This is a genomic window from Pelosinus baikalensis (assembly GCF_020819555.1).
Classification (GTDB): domain Bacteria; phylum Bacillota; class Negativicutes; order DSM-13327; family DSM-13327; genus Pelosinus; species Pelosinus baikalensis.
The window spans coordinates 18,968-36,150 of record NZ_JAJHJB010000020.1; the positions used below are offsets into that span (position 1 = coordinate 18,968).

Annotated in this window: 15 protein-coding genes; 3 read left to right on the forward strand and 12 right to left on the reverse strand. The window is 40.9% G+C overall.

The window, feature by feature from the left end:
• Positions 1 to 13 precede the first annotated feature (13 nt).
• The 3 genes from kdpB to kdpF are packed head-to-tail and all read right to left on the reverse strand — an operon-like array spanning position 14 to position 3,856.
• Positions 14 to 2,047, reverse strand: coding sequence for a potassium-transporting ATPase subunit KdpB (gene kdpB / locus LMF89_RS14515; protein ID WP_229535719.1), 2,034 nt, complete (start codon positions 2,045 to 2,047; stop codon positions 14 to 16).
• A 16-nt stretch (positions 2,048 to 2,063) separates the two neighbouring features.
• A complete protein-coding gene (gene kdpA / locus LMF89_RS14520) occupies positions 2,064 to 3,767 on the reverse strand; it encodes a potassium-transporting ATPase subunit KdpA (protein ID WP_229535720.1) in 1,704 nt (567 codons plus the stop codon).
• A gap of 2 nt (positions 3,768 to 3,769) precedes the next feature.
• Positions 3,770 to 3,856: a K(+)-transporting ATPase subunit F gene (gene kdpF / locus LMF89_RS26240; RefSeq protein WP_369412611.1), complete on the reverse strand. Its 87-nt coding sequence runs from the start codon at positions 3,854 to 3,856 to the stop codon at positions 3,770 to 3,772.
• Positions 3,857 to 4,057: 201 nt separating this feature from the next.
• Between kdpF and LMF89_RS14525 the strand changes: the two genes are divergently transcribed.
• The gene (locus LMF89_RS14525; protein WP_229535721.1) at positions 4,058 to 4,753 is read left to right on the forward strand and encodes an ABC transporter ATP-binding protein; all 696 of its coding nucleotides are present in this window, start codon (positions 4,058 to 4,060) and stop codon (positions 4,751 to 4,753) included.
• A complete protein-coding gene (locus LMF89_RS14530; RefSeq protein ID WP_229535722.1) occupies positions 4,746 to 5,495 on the forward strand; it encodes an ABC transporter permease in 750 nt (249 codons plus the stop codon). Before LMF89_RS14525 ends, LMF89_RS14530 begins: the two co-directional genes overlap by 8 nt.
• A 42-nt stretch (positions 5,496 to 5,537) precedes the next feature.
• On the opposite strand, the gene LMF89_RS14535 is transcribed toward LMF89_RS14530, so the two are convergent.
• The 5 genes from LMF89_RS14535 to LMF89_RS14555 form a co-directional block, all read right to left on the reverse strand.
• Entirely contained in the window at positions 5,538 to 6,551 is a 1,014-nt protein-coding gene (locus tag LMF89_RS14535) for an alpha-hydroxy-acid oxidizing protein (protein ID WP_229535763.1), read from the reverse strand.
• 284 nt (positions 6,552 to 6,835) lie between these two features.
• Complete coding sequence (locus LMF89_RS26245) at positions 6,836 to 8,509, reverse strand: methyl-accepting chemotaxis protein (protein ID WP_229535723.1); 1,674 nt, start codon at positions 8,507 to 8,509, stop codon at positions 6,836 to 6,838.
• Positions 8,510 to 8,642: 133 nt separating this feature from the next.
• Complete coding sequence (locus tag LMF89_RS14545) at positions 8,643 to 9,470, reverse strand: GNAT family N-acetyltransferase (RefSeq protein ID WP_229535724.1); 828 nt, start codon at positions 9,468 to 9,470, stop codon at positions 8,643 to 8,645.
• 212 nt (positions 9,471 to 9,682) lie between these two features.
• On the reverse strand, positions 9,683 to 10,852 hold the full coding sequence (nirJ1, locus tag LMF89_RS14550; protein ID WP_229535764.1) for a putative heme d1 biosynthesis radical SAM protein NirJ1: 1,170 nt from the start codon (positions 10,850 to 10,852) through the stop codon (positions 9,683 to 9,685).
• A 143-nt stretch (positions 10,853 to 10,995) separates the two neighbouring features.
• Positions 10,996 to 11,613 carry a YdcF family protein gene (locus tag LMF89_RS14555; protein WP_229535725.1) on the reverse strand — a complete coding sequence of 206 codons (618 nt, stop codon included), beginning with the start codon at positions 11,611 to 11,613 and terminating at the stop codon, positions 10,996 to 10,998.
• A 439-nt stretch (positions 11,614 to 12,052) separates the two neighbouring features.
• On the opposite strand from LMF89_RS14555, the gene LMF89_RS14560 reads away from it, so the two are divergent.
• The gene (locus tag LMF89_RS14560; RefSeq protein ID WP_229535726.1) at positions 12,053 to 13,111 is read left to right on the forward strand and encodes an HD-GYP domain-containing protein; all 1,059 of its coding nucleotides are present in this window, start codon (positions 12,053 to 12,055) and stop codon (positions 13,109 to 13,111) included.
• A 108-nt stretch (positions 13,112 to 13,219) separates the two neighbouring features.
• On the opposite strand, the gene LMF89_RS14565 is transcribed toward LMF89_RS14560, so the two are convergent.
• The 4 genes from LMF89_RS14565 to atoD are packed head-to-tail and all read right to left on the reverse strand — an operon-like array spanning position 13,220 to position 17,115.
• Positions 13,220 to 14,401, reverse strand: coding sequence for an acetyl-CoA C-acetyltransferase (locus LMF89_RS14565; protein ID WP_229535727.1), 1,182 nt, complete (start codon positions 14,399 to 14,401; stop codon positions 13,220 to 13,222).
• A 49-nt stretch (positions 14,402 to 14,450) separates the two neighbouring features.
• Positions 14,451 to 15,773, reverse strand: coding sequence for a TIGR00366 family protein (locus tag LMF89_RS14570; RefSeq protein ID WP_229535728.1), 1,323 nt, complete (start codon positions 15,771 to 15,773; stop codon positions 14,451 to 14,453).
• 14 nt (positions 15,774 to 15,787) lie between these two features.
• Entirely contained in the window at positions 15,788 to 16,456 is a 669-nt protein-coding gene (locus tag LMF89_RS14575) for a 3-oxoacid CoA-transferase subunit B (RefSeq protein ID WP_229535729.1), read from the reverse strand.
• Positions 16,456 to 17,115, reverse strand: a complete 660-nt coding sequence (gene atoD, locus LMF89_RS14580; protein ID WP_007958700.1) for an acetate CoA-transferase subunit alpha — start codon at positions 17,113 to 17,115, stop codon at positions 16,456 to 16,458. The genes LMF89_RS14575 and atoD overlap by 1 nt, the downstream gene beginning before the upstream one ends.
• Between the last annotated feature and the right edge of the window lie 68 nt (positions 17,116 to 17,183).

Genomic DNA, 17,183 nt, shown 5'->3' on the forward strand with positions numbered 1-17,183 from the left:
TCCTCCTCCAATTCTATACTAAATGCAATGCAACCAGCAATATATCAATCAGCTTAATACCAAGGAAAGGTGCTACTAAGCCACCAAGACCGTAGATAATTAAGTTTCGACGTAAGATTATATCTGCACCTAAAGGTTGATACGCTACACCACGCAGTGCTAAAGGAACCAGAGCAATAATAATCAGAGCGTTAAAGATTACAGCGCTTAAAATAGCACTCTCTGGCGTAGATAATCTCATAATATTAAATACACCGAATGCTGGATAGGCAACAGAAAACAGTGCTGGAATGATGGCAAAATACTTAGCAACATCATTCGCAATACTAAACGTAGTCAAGGAACCTCTTGTCATCAATAGCTGCTTACCAATTTCCACTATTTCAATCAGCTTTGTGGGGTTACTATCAAGATCTACCATGTTACCAGCTTCTTTCGCTGCCTGTGTGCCGCTATTCATAGCCACTCCCACATCTGCTTGGGCCAAAGCCGGAGCATCATTAGTGCCATCGCCAGTCATAGCTACCAGCATGCCTTTCTCCTGATACTCTCGAATCAGAGCCAACTTCCCTTCAGGAGTAGCTTCAGCCATAAAATCATCCACACCAGCTTCCGCAGCAATAGCAGCAGCCGTTAAAGGATTATCCCCTGTAATCATGACGGTTTTAATACCCATTTGTCTAAGCTCTTTAAACCGTTCTTTAATGCCGCCTTTAATTACGTCTTTTAAGTGAATGGCCCCGAGCACCTTAGAACCTTCAGCTACTACTAAAGGCGTACCACCACTTTTAGCAATACCCTCGCAAGCAAACTTAACATTTTCAGGCAATTCACTCCCCTTTTCTCGTACATATTTTTGAATTGCATCTACAGAACCTTTACGTATTACCTTATCTTTTAGATTTACCCCACTCATACGTGTATGAGCACTAAAAGGAATAAATTCAGCTTCTAATTTTGTTAAATCACGTTCACGTAAATTATATTTTTGTTTAGCCAGCACCACGATACTGCGACCTTCTGGTGTTTCATCCGCTAAGGAAGCAATCTGCGCTACATCGGCTAACGCCTCCATAGAAACACCTGCTGCGGGAATAAATTCAGTCGCCATACGGTTACCCAAGGTAATCGTACCTGTTTTATCCAGCAATAGCACATCTACGTCTCCAGCCGCTTCTACCGCTCTTCCAGACATGGCTAATACATTACGTTTCAATAGACGATCCATACCAGCGATGCCAATAGCACTTAATAAACCGCCGATTGTAGTCGGAATCAAACATACAAGCAAAGCCACTAGAACAGTAATGGAGATACTGACTCCTGAGTAATTGGCATAAGGATATAATGTCGCCACAGCTACTAAGAAAACAATGGTTAAGCCAACCAATAAAATAGTTAAAGCAATTTCATTGGGAGTTTTCTGACGTTTTGCCCCTTCGACCAATGAAATCATACGATCTAGAAAGGTCTCCCCTGGATTAGCAGTTACTGCAACCTTAATCCAGTCCGATAATACTCGAGTGCCCCCTGTAACGGAGGATTTATCGCCCCCCGACTCACGAATGACAGGAGCGGATTCACCTGTTACCGCACTTTCATCCACTGTCGCCATTCCTTCAATAACCTCTCCGTCACTGGGAATCAGATCACCAGGCTCCACCAATACGATATCGCCTTTTCTTAAGCTGGCAGCCTCAACCACCTGGGGTTTGTCATGGATTATTTTTTTTGCCTGCGTCTGTGTACGAGTCTGCCTTAGCGCCTGAGCCTGAGCTTTCCCCCGACCTTCTGCGATCGCCTCGGCAAAATTGGCAAACAATACCGTAAACCAAAGCCATACTGTGATTTGCAAGGCAAAAGTTGTATTCCCTGCACTTCCCTGAAACGCATCTCGCAAAACAAATCCAGTTGTTAACAAAGAGCCAATCAATACAATAAACATGACTGGATTTCTCACCTGCACTTTGGGATTCAATTTATATAAGGCTTCCCAGCAGGCCGTTATCAGAATTTTTTTATTAAAACCATTTGAATTTGTACCCATAGCTTTTTCCTCCTTGTTAAAAAGTCATACCTTGCAGCATCAATAAATGTTCAATAATGGGTCCTAGGGACAGTGCGGGCAAAAAGGTCAGCGCTCCTACCATGACGATAATTCCAGCTAACAATAGAACAAACAATGGTCCTGTTGTTGGAAAAGTCCCAGGTCCGGGAGGTGATACTCTTTTTTCTGCCAAGCTACCAGCAATGGCTAAGACGGGTATAATCACGCCAAACCGTCCTATTAAAACACCCACGGCTATCATCAGATTGTAATATAAGGTATTGGCACTTAAACCTGCAAAAGCACTACCATTATTACCTGCAGCAGAAGCAAAGGCATATAATATCTCACTTAAACCATGAGGGCCAGTATTGTTAAGACCAGCAAGACCTGCATCAGTAATAACAGAAATAGCGCTGCCAAATAACACCGTTACCGCAGGGATCAAAATAGCGATGATTGCCATCTTCATTTCATTTGCTTCAATTTTTTTACCTAAATACTCAGGTGTACGACCAACCATCAATCCTACTACAAAGACAGTCAGCATAACAAACATCATCATGCCATAAAGACCTGCACCAACACCACCGATTACGACTTCCCCTAACATCATCTGCAACATTGGTACCATGCCACCTAGAGGTGTGAGGCTATCATGCATGGTATTTACTGCCCCACAAGAGGCTGCTGTTGTCACGGCAGCAAATAAGGCGGAACCGTTTGTGCCAAAGCGCATATCCTTGCCTTCCATGTTCGTTGGTTCACTCACTCCTACCTGACCTACTATTGGATTGCCATATATTTCGCTCACATAGAGTCCACCAAGAGTTACAACAAATAGCAATAGCATTGCTGCCAGTATTGCATATCCCTGACGCCGATCCTTAACCATATTCCCAAACATAAATACCAATCCTGTAGGAATAAGAAAAATGCTCAATGCCTGAACTAGATTCGTGAAAGGAGTCGGATTTTCAAAAGGATGAGCCGAATTAGTATTGAAAAATCCACCGCCATTAGTACCTAATTCTTTAATAGCTTCCTGGGAAGCTACAGGTCCCATAGCAATTGTCTGTTGTCCCCCTTCTAAGGTATCCACTGTTACATAAGGTGAAAGATTTTGTATTACGCCCTGCTGCATAAACACCATGCTAACTACAATGGATAAGGGCAGCAAAATCCAGAATATACTTCGTACCATATCAGACCAGAAATTACCGATATGTTTTGTATTCTTACGAGTTAAACCTCGTACTAGCGCAACTGCAACTGCCATACCTGTTGCTGCAGAAAGAAAATTTTGTACTGTCAGCGCTGCCATCTGTGTGAAATAACTCATTGTGGTTTCGCCACTATAAGCCTGCCAATTGGTATTTGTCATAAAGCTAGCTGCTGTATTAAAAGCTAAATCAAAAGGCACTGCAGCCAAACCTTCAGGATTCCATGGCAGTATAGCCTGCAATTCCTGTATAGCTACTACAGCAGCCATACCTAATATGTTAAAGATTAAGAGCCCGCCAGCATACTGCCTCCAATTCATCTCCTGGGCAGCATCAATTCCGGCTAAACGATATAACATATTCGCTACTGGCAAAAAGATTTTATCAAAAACGGTGCTCTCACCGCTATATACTTTTGCCATATACCTTCCCAAAGGCCAAGCCATGAGAAGCAGCAATGCAAAGAATACAATAAATAGTAATACATCTGTGATCATGTCTAAAACTCCTCCGGTTTCAATAATGCATAAATTAAATACACGAGTAGACCAATTGATGTTAAGCCAGCTACCCATAAATCTATCATCTGTACTAGCCTCCTACCTCCAAATTCCTTACACACCTATTGTAACTCCAATTATGGTAAATATGCCGTCAATAAAAGCCCCAGGAATGTAAAGAAAATGTAAAGATTCAATCTGATGATTTCTTAGAATTAAAATAACTTTAACCTTTCGATTTATGTTGTCTGTGATATGATATATCTATATTTTTCTATGAGGTGTACATGATGAACATAATGGAATGTAAAAATATTCAATTAATCAAGAATAACCAAACCATACTTCATGATATTTCTTTTTCTATAGAAGCTGGAGATAGCATCGGCATCATTGGGCCTTCTGGTTCGGGAAAGTCCTCTCTATTTCGCCTTTTGAATTTGCTAATAAGTCCAACCCAAGGTGAAATCCTCTATAAAAATAGAAATATCCGCGACTATGCGCCTATGGAACTGCGGCGTAGCGTTAGTTATATATTGCAAAAAACCTATTTATTTGGTACAACCGTACAAGAAAATTTGCTCTATCCTTACCAGCTGCTTAATCAAAAACCAGATTTTCATGTAATACGAAATTATTTAGACAAAGCAAACCTATCCATAAACACCTTAGAAAAGAAAAACACCGCCCTCTCGGGCGGTGAACAGCAACGTATTGCGCTAATTCGTTCCTTACTAATAAAACCGGAAATTATATTATTGGATGAAGTAACAGCAGCCCTCGATGAAGAAAATACTCTCCTAATTGAAAAACTAGTTACCGACGAGCAAGAGGCTCATCACCTAACCCTATTATTCGTTACCCACAATACCTCACAAGCTAAACGCCTAGCCAAAAAAATCCTTTATCTTGACGCAGGAGCAATTGATTTTTGGGGTACTGCAGCCGACTATTTTTCACTAAAAGGAGAACGAGATGAGTAATCTATCTCTTATATTAACCTTTAGTTTAGTACTACTATCCCTCGCCTTGTCCTACAAAGAAAAACTCGGTCTAGAAAAAGATATGCTAATTGCCAGCACACGAGCTGTTATCCAGCTCACCATTATTGGTTTTATTCTACACTTCGTTTTTGCTCTTGATAATTCACTAATCACAACAATTATTCTGCTAATTATGGTTTATAATGCCTCCACCGTAGCTGCAAAACGTGGGGAAGGAATTGAGCAAGCCACTCTTATTTCCTTTGCTGCCATCCTTAGCGGTCTTGTTATCACTTTAGGAGGATTAATTGGCTTTCAGGCTATTCCCTATGAACCTAGTCAAGTCATCCCCATCAGCGGAATGGTAGTAGGCAATTCCATGGTAGCAACTAGTCTTTTATTTAAAAGCCTACTGACCAATTTTCAAAACAAAAAAGAGGAAGTGGAAGTTAAGCTATGCCTAGGTGCTCCACCAAAAGAAGCTTCCATTAATCTAATACGAGACAGCATTAAGACAGCTATGTTGCCTACTTTTGATTCCATGAAAACCCTGGGTATCGTCCAATTACCAGGCATGATGACAGGACTTATACTAGCTGGCATAGCCCCTGAGTCTGCCATAAAGTATCAAATCATGGTAGCCTTTATGCTAGCGGGTGCAGTAAGTGTCTCTTCCTTCGTAGCCAGTTATTGGGCTTATCGTAGCTTCTTCAATAAACTAGCACAACTAAAAGAGATATAGTACTTCGAACTTTACTATCCTCTCGCATCAGAGGGGATAGTTTTATTTATGCCACAAAACATCTGGACGAATCTCCGTAATACTCTTACAGCCTGTTAATATCATAGCAGCCTTTAATTCACTAGTGTATTTCTCGATAATGGTTTTTACTCCTTCTGTACCCCCACCATAGGCACCCATAATCAATGGGCGGCCAACTAAAACTCCATCTGCCCCTAATGCCAACATTTTTAATACATCAGCACCCGAACGTACTCCGCCATCAGCTAATATTGTGATTTTACCCTTTACAGCCTTAGCAATTTCCGGCAATACGTCTGCCGCACCAGGTGTATGATCTAATACCCTGCCTCCATGATTCGAAACTACAATCGCCTTAGCCCCCACTTCCACGCATTTGATAGCTTCATCTACAGTCATAATACCCTTGACAATAAAGGGCAGCGCTGTAGATTGTATCAATTCCGTAAGTTGTTCTTTTGTTTTCGGTCCAACAGGTTGACCTTTCAAAGCCATGGTAATAAGACCTGCTCCGTCAAGATCCGTTCCTAATGCTATAGCACCAGCTTTCTCAGCTAATTTAAAAAGTTCAATAATTTCCTTATTATCTACACGAGGTTTTATAATTGCAATACCTTGACCAGCTTTACGAATGGATGCTAAACCATCCTCATACATACTAGGATTAGCCGGATCGCCAATCCAGCCGATAGTTCCTGCCAGATGACTGCCTTCTACAAGAGCAGAAACCATATCAAATTCCGCCAATGCCTCACCTGCATTAAGCACCGCACCGGTAATCGGTGCTCCCATGATAGGAGTTTTGAGCTGCTGACCAAACATTTCAACTGTTGTGTCAGGTTGCAAAGCATCATGTATGACCCGCATGTTCAATTTCAAACTAGCAAGAGCCCGCACATTTTCAGTAAAGGCCCCACCTGTACCTGTCCCCCCCATGCCGGGAACTTCTCCTGCACAAGCCCGTCCATTACAAACCGGACACACTCGGCATTTACCAATCATCTGTTTCCTTGCAGTTTCTCTTACTTCTCTCATATCCACAAAGATTCCCCCTACTTATAAATTATCTTACTTTATCCTATAAAAACTATAGTACATCAAATTTTTCGCAGAAACAAACATAAAATTAAAACAGGTGAACCGCGAAGATGCGAAGGTTATAGAGAATAAATATAATATTCCTTCGTGTATCTTTGCGACCTTCGCGGTTCATTGCTTTTTTATATAACGCTATACATTCATACCACAAAAATAGGAGGGTCGTCTCAAAGTGAAAATTTGAGACGGCCCTCCTTGCTGCTCATCTTAAGACAGATGCATTAACTTTTAAAGTGAGAAATAGAACGTTGCAGTTCTTCAGCTAACTTTGCCAATACCTGGCTGGAAGAAGCAATCTCTTCTATTGATGCGGATTGCTCCTCCGTTGCTGCCGATGCGGTTTGGGTTCGACTAGCATTTTCCTTGCTAATAGCAGCAATATTTCCTATGGAGACAACAATCTGCTGGCTCTTGTCAACAATTTGTTGGGTGAATGCTGAAATGTCCTGCATCTGGGAAGAAACTTGATCTACTGAACCAGCAATTTCGTTAAAAGACCGTCCTGCTAGATTGACCACTGTATTGCCTTTTTGCACTTCTTGTGCTCCAATCCGCATAGCCTGCACTGCTTCATTAGTATCTCCCTGAATTTCATGAATGAGATGCCCAATCTCTTTGGTAGCATGCTGGGACTGTTCAGCCAGTTTTCGTACTTCTTCGGCAACAACAGCAAAACCTCTGCCGTGTTCTCCTGCCCTTGCGGCTTCAATTGCAGCATTGAGAGCAAGAAGATTGGTTTGACCCGCAATACTGGCAATGGCATCGACAATCTGCCCAATTTCCTGGGAGTGCCCTCCTAATTTAGCAATAACTTCTGCCGATTTGCCCGTAGACTGTTCCACTTGCAGCATTTGATTAATAGCAGCCTCAATAGCTTCGCTCCCTGATTTCGCAGAAATAGCAGCCTGCTGGGCATTTAACGATACCTGATTCGTTTTAACAGCAACCTGCCCAATACTGGCAGCTAACTGCTCAATACCCGCTATGTTTTCATTCACAATCATGACTTGCTCATCCGATCCCTGGGCTACCTCCATAATAGAGGTGGCAACCTGATTAACGGCATGAGCAGATTCTTCAGCACTAGCCGTCAATTCTTCTGCCGAAGCAGCAACTTGCTCTGCATTCGATTGTACACCGGTAACCATAGAACGCAAAGTTGTTATCATCTTGTCAAAGGCCCGAATTAAATGACCAACTTCATCTGCAGACGTAACATTCGCAGCAAAATTCAAATCACCGCTTACCATATGCTCTGTCATTTGAATGATCGGTTTCGTTATGGTACGTGCCATATAAAGACCTAATAGAATACCAATACTAATTGCAATAGCTGAAGCGATTAGTATGCCAATCATAATGTTCTTCGCCAGCTCCTGAGCCTGCTGTTTTTGATCAGCTGCCTTTTCCAAAGTAAATGTTACCAACTGGTTAAAAGCGGTTTCCAATTCTTTGCGAGTCTTTCGACCATCTCCAAATGACATTTGCTTCGCTTCTTCTACATGTCCAGCTGAATAAAGATCCATTACAAAATAATTGCTTTGCGTAAAACGAGTGTGTGCTGCATCGATTTTACTTAATAACTCTCGTTGCTCTTTTGTCGTGATCAGTCCTTGCAGCAATACAATGCGTTTTTTTATATTGTCCGATTTTTCGCCGATTTCCTTGCGAAATTCCTGACTGCCAGTTAACAAGAATCCGCGTTCATCATTGGCTTGCCCAGTAAAATAATATTGTATCTCCCGCAAATGAATCACCGTAACGTCTGATTGGTTTGTAATTGTCTCATAGGCAGATTGTAAATTCTTAAATCCGTAAATGGAAGATATGGTTACGGCAATAACTAAACATGATAAAACAGTATATCCTATAATTAATTTTGTTTTGATCTTCACGGAATTCTCCTCTTATTAAGATTCTTACTTGCATGAATGACGTAATGTTCTTATAATAACTCATTCATTTTTAAGATTCAATGTGAAATGTACTTTTTTCATTCTATTTTAACAACACATTACAACATACCAGCTATACTTGAAATTTAATCAGAAGATAATCATCAAAATAAGTAAATCCTAAAGAAGTATAAGCTCGTACTGCGGAAAAATTATTTTTACGTACGATTAACGTAGGTGTCTTTCCGCGCAATATAATATTTTGACATAATTTAGATACAAGTGCCTTGCAATATCCTTTTCCCCGTTCTTCCTCTACGGTATAAACACCACCAATCTGATTAATTTCATCCGTAGCCGCTTGGATATATGCCTGGGCAACCATCTTATCTTTTGCCATAAGAAATAAAAATTCTTCCTCAATGGCACGCTGCTCCACAAACGCTTCGACTTCTTTCAGACTATATTGTTGATGAAAACCTTGCCAGTAGGCATCCTTTACAAAATCTACTACACGGTGATGATCGAGCTCATTTACTTCGGCAAAACTGCTATCTCCTAACTGAAAAGGCGTTAAGCTCTTATTTACAAAATAACTGCTCTCCTGATACATTAACGTGTTTTTATCTCCGGAAATGATATCATACAAAGGCTTGACAAACTTCTTCATACCGATTAAAACCTCTAGGGGACGCTGTATCATAATCTGGGCAAAGGGCTCAATCACTTCCTCCTCATGAAATAAAGGTATACAGCTGCCCATGTTATAAAAAGGCAATATCCCTACTAAATGACCCTTTGAAAAATAGCCGTAATAATCGCCGCATCTTCTCTGGTCTTTACGATTGTCCAAGCCAAATTCCATCACATTTCCTATGATAAAAGCAGCCGCTATACTATCTTGCTTTAAAAATTGAATTACCTCATCTGTATCCTTTTCCCTAAGTAATGAAATCATCATAATACCTCCTTAATAGGCTATCCCTTTAAGAAAATTCCGTAATAGAATTTTATATTCCTGCTAACGTTACATGATCAGCTCATAAAACAAAAGGTTTTCCTTTGGTTACGTTTTGAGGACCCATGGATTCTTTATTTACCTTTATCCGGAGTCAAGAAAAATGCTGCCACCTTATGGTGACAGCAAAATATCCAGGATTATCGAAAGTCTCGCTATTTTACGATACCGATCTCTTCGTCTGTCAAATAACAGGCTGGATCTGATTCCCAAAAATCACCTGTGGCAGCTTCCGCGCGGGCACGGAAATTGCCATTACAGACATTTAGCCATTTACAAATACCACAGCGGCCTTTTAATAATGCTTTGCGATCCTTTAACCCTGCAAGAATAGGATTGGACTCATCTGTCCAGATATCGCCAATTGCTCGATCACGAACATTTCCAAAGGTATAATTCTGGGTAAATTGATCCGAATGAACATTGCCTAAAGGATCTACATTGCCAAAGGCTATGCCTGAGCGATTGCCGCCATTGCGCATCATCAAATTCCATACCTTCTCGGCACGCACAGGGTCCTTCTTAAGAGACTGCAAATACAAATATACAATATCCGCATGGTTATCAACTGTAAGTATTTCACAGGTTTTATCGAATTCTTGAGCCTTAGCCATGATAAGGTCCATAGCCTGACGAGACTCCTCATGAGTAACATCATGCTCCATCATCTGAGAAGCTCTTCCTGAATAAACCAAATGATAAAAACAGACCCGAGGAATTTTTTCTTCCTTTATCAGTCGAAAAATATTTTCTAAGTCATGAAAATTATAGCGGTTAATGGTAAAACGCAAACCAACGCGTTGTCCCACATCCAGACAGTTGCGAATGCCTTCCAGGGCTTTCTCAAAAGCCCCTTGCTTACCACGGAATTTATCATTGGCCTCACCCAAACCATCAAGGCTAATACCCACATAACCTACATTTAGTGCCTTAATATCTTTTGCCAATTGTTTATCAATTAATGTGCCATTGGTAGAAAAAGTAGAACGTATGCCATATTTCTTCGCATGCTCCACCAATTCAAAAACGTCAGGACGAATGAGTGGCTCTCCTCCTGACAACAACAAAACAGGGACCTTAAAGGCGGCACAATCATCAATAAATTTTTTAGCTTCTTTCGTTGTCAGCTCACCATCATATTTTTTCCCATCTGAATCAGAGTAGCAATGTACACATTTCAAATTACAGGTTCGTGTAATATTCCAAGAAAGTACTGGTCCCATACCTTGCGCAGCACCATGACGTTGTCCGTGGACACCGGGAGCATAACGCAATGAATCCCCAAAATTTTCCGTATCGCAAAGCAATTTGCTTACACCAATCATATTTTTCACTCTTTTCTCAATATTTTTCATTAGTAGAATCGCCAAAAATGACCTACTAACATATACGTTCTTAGCATATTGTAACAGTCTTATATAGGAAATGTCTATACTTAGTCCTTTTTAAATTACATCCTTTTTTGTACTTAGTACCACTTGACTGCTAAAATACCTACGTATTCTTTCAACGCCAAACTTGTATTTAGCAAAGCACCTGCCGAAGGCCACAATTGATGAAGCTCAAATTGATTTTTTATATTACTTTGATAATCCGTTGGATAAGGCAAAACAGTTACCTGTGTCTTTTCAAATTGCAATACAGACCGTTTCATATGAAAAGCCGAGGTCACTAAAACAGGCTGTTTAAATCCATACTTCTCCAGTAGTACTTTCGTATACATCGCATTTTCCGTAGTATTTAGACTTTTATCCTCAATAATAATTTTCTCTTCTGGAACCCCTAATCCGAGCAAAATAAGCTTGCTGATCTCAGCTTCACACCCTGTAGTCTCTAAGACTTTTCCCCCTGATAAGATAATAGGAATATGCAGCTTTTGGTACAGTTGAGCCGAAGTTAAAAGACGGTTGGCAGCAAAGCCTGACAGATGGCCTAATCCGTTGACATTCGGTGTATCAAGCGTTGCTCCACCTCCCAGCATGATAATAACATCTCCTTCTACTGACCTTGGAACCTGGTACTCTTTTTCCAAAGCTCCTATTAACCGATCACTTAGCACTGAAATGGTGCATAAATAAAATACCAATGTAAATACCCCTATTATTTTTGCTAATTTCCGATGATTCTGGAAGGCATACAAACATAAAAAAAATAAGCCCACTATAATAATTCCCGGGGGGAATAAGAAGGTGCTATATAAAAACTTAATAAAATATACCAATATTTTCACCTCCATGCTCAATAAGTGACATTCTGATCTTTTAGCCTCATTATAACTCGCCCTCTTGCAATATGCAAAAAATCATGAAAAATGTTTTGTGTCCTCTGCGTTTAATGTTTTCTTAAACTTATCTACTCCATAGATATAGGACAAAAATCTTATTATTCAGTACTTTTTCGAAAATATTTTGAGATATTTAGCCATACCATGTATAATCTTACTATTAGCACTTATTTTCTTTTGCATATAATTCGATCTTATTTATATATAGTCATTAAAGGAGTTGGTTCTTATCGCTACTAAAATGGTCGCAGTTAAAAATCTAAGCCCTGGTTTGATACTCAGTGATGCTGTCATCACTCCCGCTGGAAAAACGTTGCTAAATGCAGGGGGAGTTTTAAGTCAGCGGGCCATCTCGCTCCTTAGTATGTGGGATGTCAATTATGTCTATATAAATGCGGAGGATGACCACGAGCCATCGGAAAGCCAAGCTATACTACCGCCTCCATCCTCTTCTTTTGATATATCTGCGGAATGCATGCAGTTCTTTCAAGAATATGATTCCATCCTAACCTCTACTGACAGCTCCTTTGAATTTGTACGCAACCAAAATAAGGTTCCTGTTCTGGCTCTGAAGAGCACCTCTTTTGCAATCTATTCTTCGATACTGACAACAGGTCCAGCTCTTATGGACTACCTGTTGATTAGCGATTATCAACTAGCCAGCAAGATTGCACGGCACACTGCCATGGTAGCCTATATCTGTGGATTAATCGGCAGACAGCTCAATTATAATGAAACGGAGCTTAAAGCACTCACCTTAGCGGGACTGCTCCATGATATAGGAAAAATGGTTATTAGTCACGAAAACAGTTCCACTTCGGAAAAGGATCATGTTATCAATGGAGCCCGGTTGATTAAGAATGTAAAAGGCATTTCCGACGAAGTAACCTTAAGCGTTTTACAACATCACGAGTATTTGGACGGTACTGGTTTCCCGATGGGTATTTCCAGTCCAAAAATTCACCCCTATGCTAAAATTATTGCCATTGCCGATATCTTTCATTACCATTCCTATCTAGAAGACTATTGTAATCCTTTCAATGCTCTTAATGTAATAACAAAGGATATGTTTGGCAAACTTGACCCTACCATCTGTCAAATGTTTACGAAACAGGTTCGTGATTCTTTATTAAATAGTAATGTCATCTTAAGCGATGGACAAGAAGCAACGATTATTTTCTTTTCGCCTAACTCCAATGATCCAATTGTTAAAACTCTCGATCAAAAGCTGATTGATCTATCTACCGATAAAACCCGCAGTATCAATCGAATGTGTACTCCCGATTACCCACTATCATAATAAAAACAGGCTTTGTCTTTGCACAAAGCCTGTTTTTATTATGATAGTTTTTTAAAATTACCCTCTTCGAATTTTAAATGATTCTCTGCTCTAAAGAATGGGAGATATTTATATCAATTCTACAACTGTTGCTACACCCTGTCCGCCGCCAATGCACAAAGTTGCCAATCCCACTTTTGCATCCTTTTGCTTCATTCCATGTAAAAGCGTTACCAATATACGCGCTCCACTAGCTCCTATCGGATGTCCAAGAGCAATTGCACCACCGCGGATATTCACCTTTTCTTTAGCAAAGCCAAGCTCTTTGCCTACTGCTAAAAACTGAGCTGCAAAAGCCTCGTTGGCTTCAATTAAGTCCAAATCAGCTACAGTTAAACCTGCTTTAGCCAAGGCTTTCCGAGTGGCTGGAACAGGACCGACCCCCATAACACTTGGATCAACACCTGCTGAACCGAAGGAGCGGATACGAGCCAAAGGCGTAATCCCTAATTCTTTAGCTTTATCGGCAGACATTAATACAATAGCTGCCGCCCCATCATTAATACCCGAAGCATTACCTGCAGTTACTGTACCATCTTTCTTAAAGGCAGGTTTTAAGCCCTTTAGGGTTTCAGCAGTCGTTCCTGCTCTAGGGTATTCATCTGTATCAAAAACAATCTCACCTTTCTTATTCTTTATAATAACGGGCACAATTTCCTCTTTGAATACACCATCAGCAATTGCCTGGATCGCCTTTTGCTGTGACTCAGACGCTAACTGATCTTGTTCTTCACGACTAATACCATAGACCTCAGCCACATTTTCAGCGGTAATTCCCATATGGTAATCATTAAATGCGCACCACAAACCGTCCTGAATCATCGTATCAACAACCTTTGAATGTCCCATACGCAATCCCCAGCGTGCCTTACTATCTAAAACATAAGGAGCATTGGTCATGCTTTCCATACCACCTGCTATTACAATATCCGCATCACCTGTCATAATCGTCTGGGCTGCTATATTTACAGACTTCAGTCCAGAGCCACACACCTTATTGATGGTATAAGCCGACGCCTCAGCAGGAATACCTGCTTTGATTGCCGCTTGACGAGCAGGATTTTGTCCCAGACCAGCTTGTAATACATTACCAAAAATAGCTTCTTCAACCTGCTCTGCACGAATGCCACTGCGAATAATTGCTTCTTTAATCACAATGGCTCCTAAGTCAACGGCTGTAAAAGGCGACAAGGCACCATTGAAACTACCTACAGGAGTACGTACAGCACTTACAATTACTACTTCTTTCATATTTCATCTACCTCCATTTATATGTAATTACTTCACCCATTAGCTAGGCTTAGAAAAAATGTAATCCCACAACAAAAATAATCCCAGAAAACAGCAGAGCCGTTACACAATATCCCATAATATCTCTAACACCTAAACCAGCAATCGCCAATGCAGGCAATGCCCAAAATGGCTGAGCCATATTCATCCACGCTTCACCATAAGCAATCGCCATAGCCGCTTTCCCCAAATCGGAACCTAAGGCCTGAGCTGCTGGCATAACAAACGGCCCTTGTATTACCCAGTGTCCACCACCTGATGGGACTGCAAAATTTATTAATGCCGAGCTAAAGAAGGCCATAATCGGAAATGTTTCCTTAGTGGCTATGTGCACAAACCAGTTTGTAATAATGCCGCCCAAGCCAGAATGTTCCATCATAATCTGAATGCCGGCGTAAAAAGGAAATTGAATTAAAATCCCAGAGGTGCCACGAGTTGCCGCGGTAATCGCCCTGGCATAGGCCATAGGAGTTTTGTGCAGCAAAATGCCCACCGTTAAAAATATCAGATTGACAGTATTAACGTTAATATCAAAACCTTTTTGAAGAAAGTACATACCTAGATACACAATACCAAAGCCTCCTACGACAAAGGCCAACAAACGACTTTCCTCAATTCTTTCCGCCCAAGTGGCATCTTTCCCTACCACCTTGGTAACTGCCACCTCATCTTGCAAAAGGGCAGGATCAACTGCAACGACTTCACTTTCCTTTGGCATCATCATGCGAGTCAAAAAGGGTAAAGTGATAATTAAGGCCACTGTAATAAAAATATTATATGGCGTAAAAATCGTGCTCGAAATTGGAATGAGACCGCATATTTTTTCCATAGGATTGCCTTTTGTAGCAGCCACCAAAGGAATTGAAGCAGATAAACCGCCATGCCATGTCAAAAACCCAATATAGGCTGATGCAATGAGCAATCGATAATCCGATTTTGGAATTCGACGAGCCACTTCCCGGGCAAACATAGCACCAACAACCAAGCCAAATCCCCAATTAATAATGCAAGCAACAGCAGACATAAATGTCACTAACATAACTCCTTGAGCCGGTGTCTTGGCAATGGATGCGAGTTTAGTCATTCCCTTCTTAATGGGTGCCGAGCTGGCTAAAGCATGTCCAGTAACCAATACTAAAGCCATCTGCATGGCAAAATCCAATAGATTCCAGAATCCATCCCCCCATAGCTTAACCATATCTAGTGGGCTGTTGGGGGTCATGGCAATGCCCAGCACAAAAGTGATAATCGTAAGTAAGATGGCAAAAACTAACGGGTCCGGTAAAAAACGATTTACTAAGTTGGTAAAAAATTTTGCGATTGCATTTACCATTTCTGATTCTCCTTTTATAATTTGATTTGTGATGCAAGATTCTGCATAACTTTAAGATTTGGACTAATGATGAGTGCAGCCTCTGTTCTAGCTGCCACAGTCTCAACATCTACACCAGGAGCAATTTCTTCCAGCAAAAGACCTTCTGGAATTACACGAAATACGCCTAATTCCGTCACAAGAAGATTGACTTTCCCTTTACCAGTAAGGGGCAGAGTGCATTCTTTTAAAATTTTTGAAGAACCATCTTTCGCAGAATGTTCCATAGCCACAATAACCTTTTTTGCACCTGACACTAAATCCATTGCCCCTCCCATGCCAGGAACCATCTTCCCCGGAACCATCCAGTTAGCCAAATTACCGTATTGGTCGACCTGTAATCCGCCCAGCACAGTGACATCCACATGACCGCCGCGAATTAGACAAAAGGACATGGCACTATCAAATACCGCACCGCCAGGATTAATACCACAATGCTGTCCACCTGCATTAACTAAATTATTGTCAGGAACTTCACCCACACTGCTTAGACCAACGAAACCATTTTCCGACTGCAAAACCACATTTATGCCCTCTGGCAGGTAATTTGCCACCATTGTAGGCAGACCAATGCCTAGATTTACAACATCTCCATCTTGCATTTCCACTGCTACCCGTCTAGCAATTATTTCTTTTGCATTCATTACCTAGCCCCTCCGATACATATAATTTGATCTACAAGTACGCCTGGCGTCATGACCTCATCAGGATCAATTTCACCAATTTCCACAATTTCATCCACTTGCACAATAACAAGATCAGCCGCTAAGGCCATTACCGGATTAAAATTGCGAGCAGATTTGTCATACACCAAATTTCCAGCCTTATCTGCTTTTTTAGCTTTTAGCAGTGCAAGATCAGCCCTTAAAGCCTTCTCTATTAAATACTCCACACCGTCAACCCAGATTTTTTCTTTATTTGCCTCTACAATCGTACCAATGCCAGTTGAAGTAAGGACACCGCCCAGACCTGATCCACCACAACGTATTCTTTCTGCTAGTGTCCCTTGAGGTACTAACTCCACAGATAGTTGCTCCTGAATCATTTGTTTACCGGTTTCAACGTTGGTACCAATATGGGAGGCAATTACGTGCTTAACCAAGCGCTTAACGATTAAAGGCCCCACTCCTTTATCAATAAAACCAGTGTCAGTCACGATCAAGGTAAGGTCTTTAATTTCTCTATCTAGAATCGCTTGCACTAATACTTCAGGTGTTCCAACACCTAAAAAACCACCAACCATTACAGTCATACCATCTTTAAATGATTGGCCTACTTCTTCGATGGTCACATGTTTGTTCATCATAACAAACCTCCCTGCTTTATTTTTTAACATCCTTATCTAACGCAAGATACATGCCAAAAAAATAA

What these genes read in the sequence shown, in the direction of transcription:
- kdpB (WP_229535719.1), bottom strand. Translation starts at nt 2,047, where the DNA reads ATGGGTACAAATTCAAATGGTTTTAATAAAAAAATTCTGATAACGGCC.
- kdpA (WP_229535720.1), bottom strand. Translation starts at nt 3,767, where the DNA reads ATGATCACAGATGTATTACTATTTATTGTATTCTTTGCATTGCTGCTT.
- kdpF (WP_369412611.1), bottom strand. Translation starts at nt 3,856, where the DNA reads ATGATAGATTTATGGGTAGCTGGCTTAACATCAATTGGTCTACTCGTG.
- LMF89_RS14525 (WP_229535721.1), top strand. Translation starts at nt 4,058, where the DNA reads ATGATGAACATAATGGAATGTAAAAATATTCAATTAATCAAGAATAAC.
- LMF89_RS14530 (WP_229535722.1), top strand. Translation starts at nt 4,746, where the DNA reads ATGAGTAATCTATCTCTTATATTAACCTTTAGTTTAGTACTACTATCC.
- LMF89_RS14535 (WP_229535763.1), bottom strand. Translation starts at nt 6,551, where the DNA reads ATGAGAGAAGTAAGAGAAACTGCAAGGAAACAGATGATTGGTAAATGC.
- LMF89_RS14545 (WP_229535724.1), bottom strand. Translation starts at nt 9,470, where the DNA reads ATGATGATTTCATTACTTAGGGAAAAGGATACAGATGAGGTAATTCAA.
- nirJ1 (WP_229535764.1), bottom strand. Translation starts at nt 10,852, where the DNA reads ATGATTGGTGTAAGCAAATTGCTTTGCGATACGGAAAATTTTGGGGAT.
- LMF89_RS14560 (WP_229535726.1), top strand. Translation starts at nt 12,053, where the DNA reads ATGGTCGCAGTTAAAAATCTAAGCCCTGGTTTGATACTCAGTGATGCT.
- LMF89_RS14565 (WP_229535727.1), bottom strand. Translation starts at nt 14,401, where the DNA reads ATGAAAGAAGTAGTAATTGTAAGTGCTGTACGTACTCCTGTAGGTAGT.
- LMF89_RS14570 (WP_229535728.1), bottom strand. Translation starts at nt 15,773, where the DNA reads ATGGTAAATGCAATCGCAAAATTTTTTACCAACTTAGTAAATCGTTTT.
- LMF89_RS14575 (WP_229535729.1), bottom strand. Translation starts at nt 16,456, where the DNA reads ATGAATGCAAAAGAAATAATTGCTAGACGGGTAGCAGTGGAAATGCAA.
- atoD (WP_007958700.1), bottom strand. Translation starts at nt 17,115, where the DNA reads ATGAACAAACATGTGACCATCGAAGAAGTAGGCCAATCATTTAAAGAT.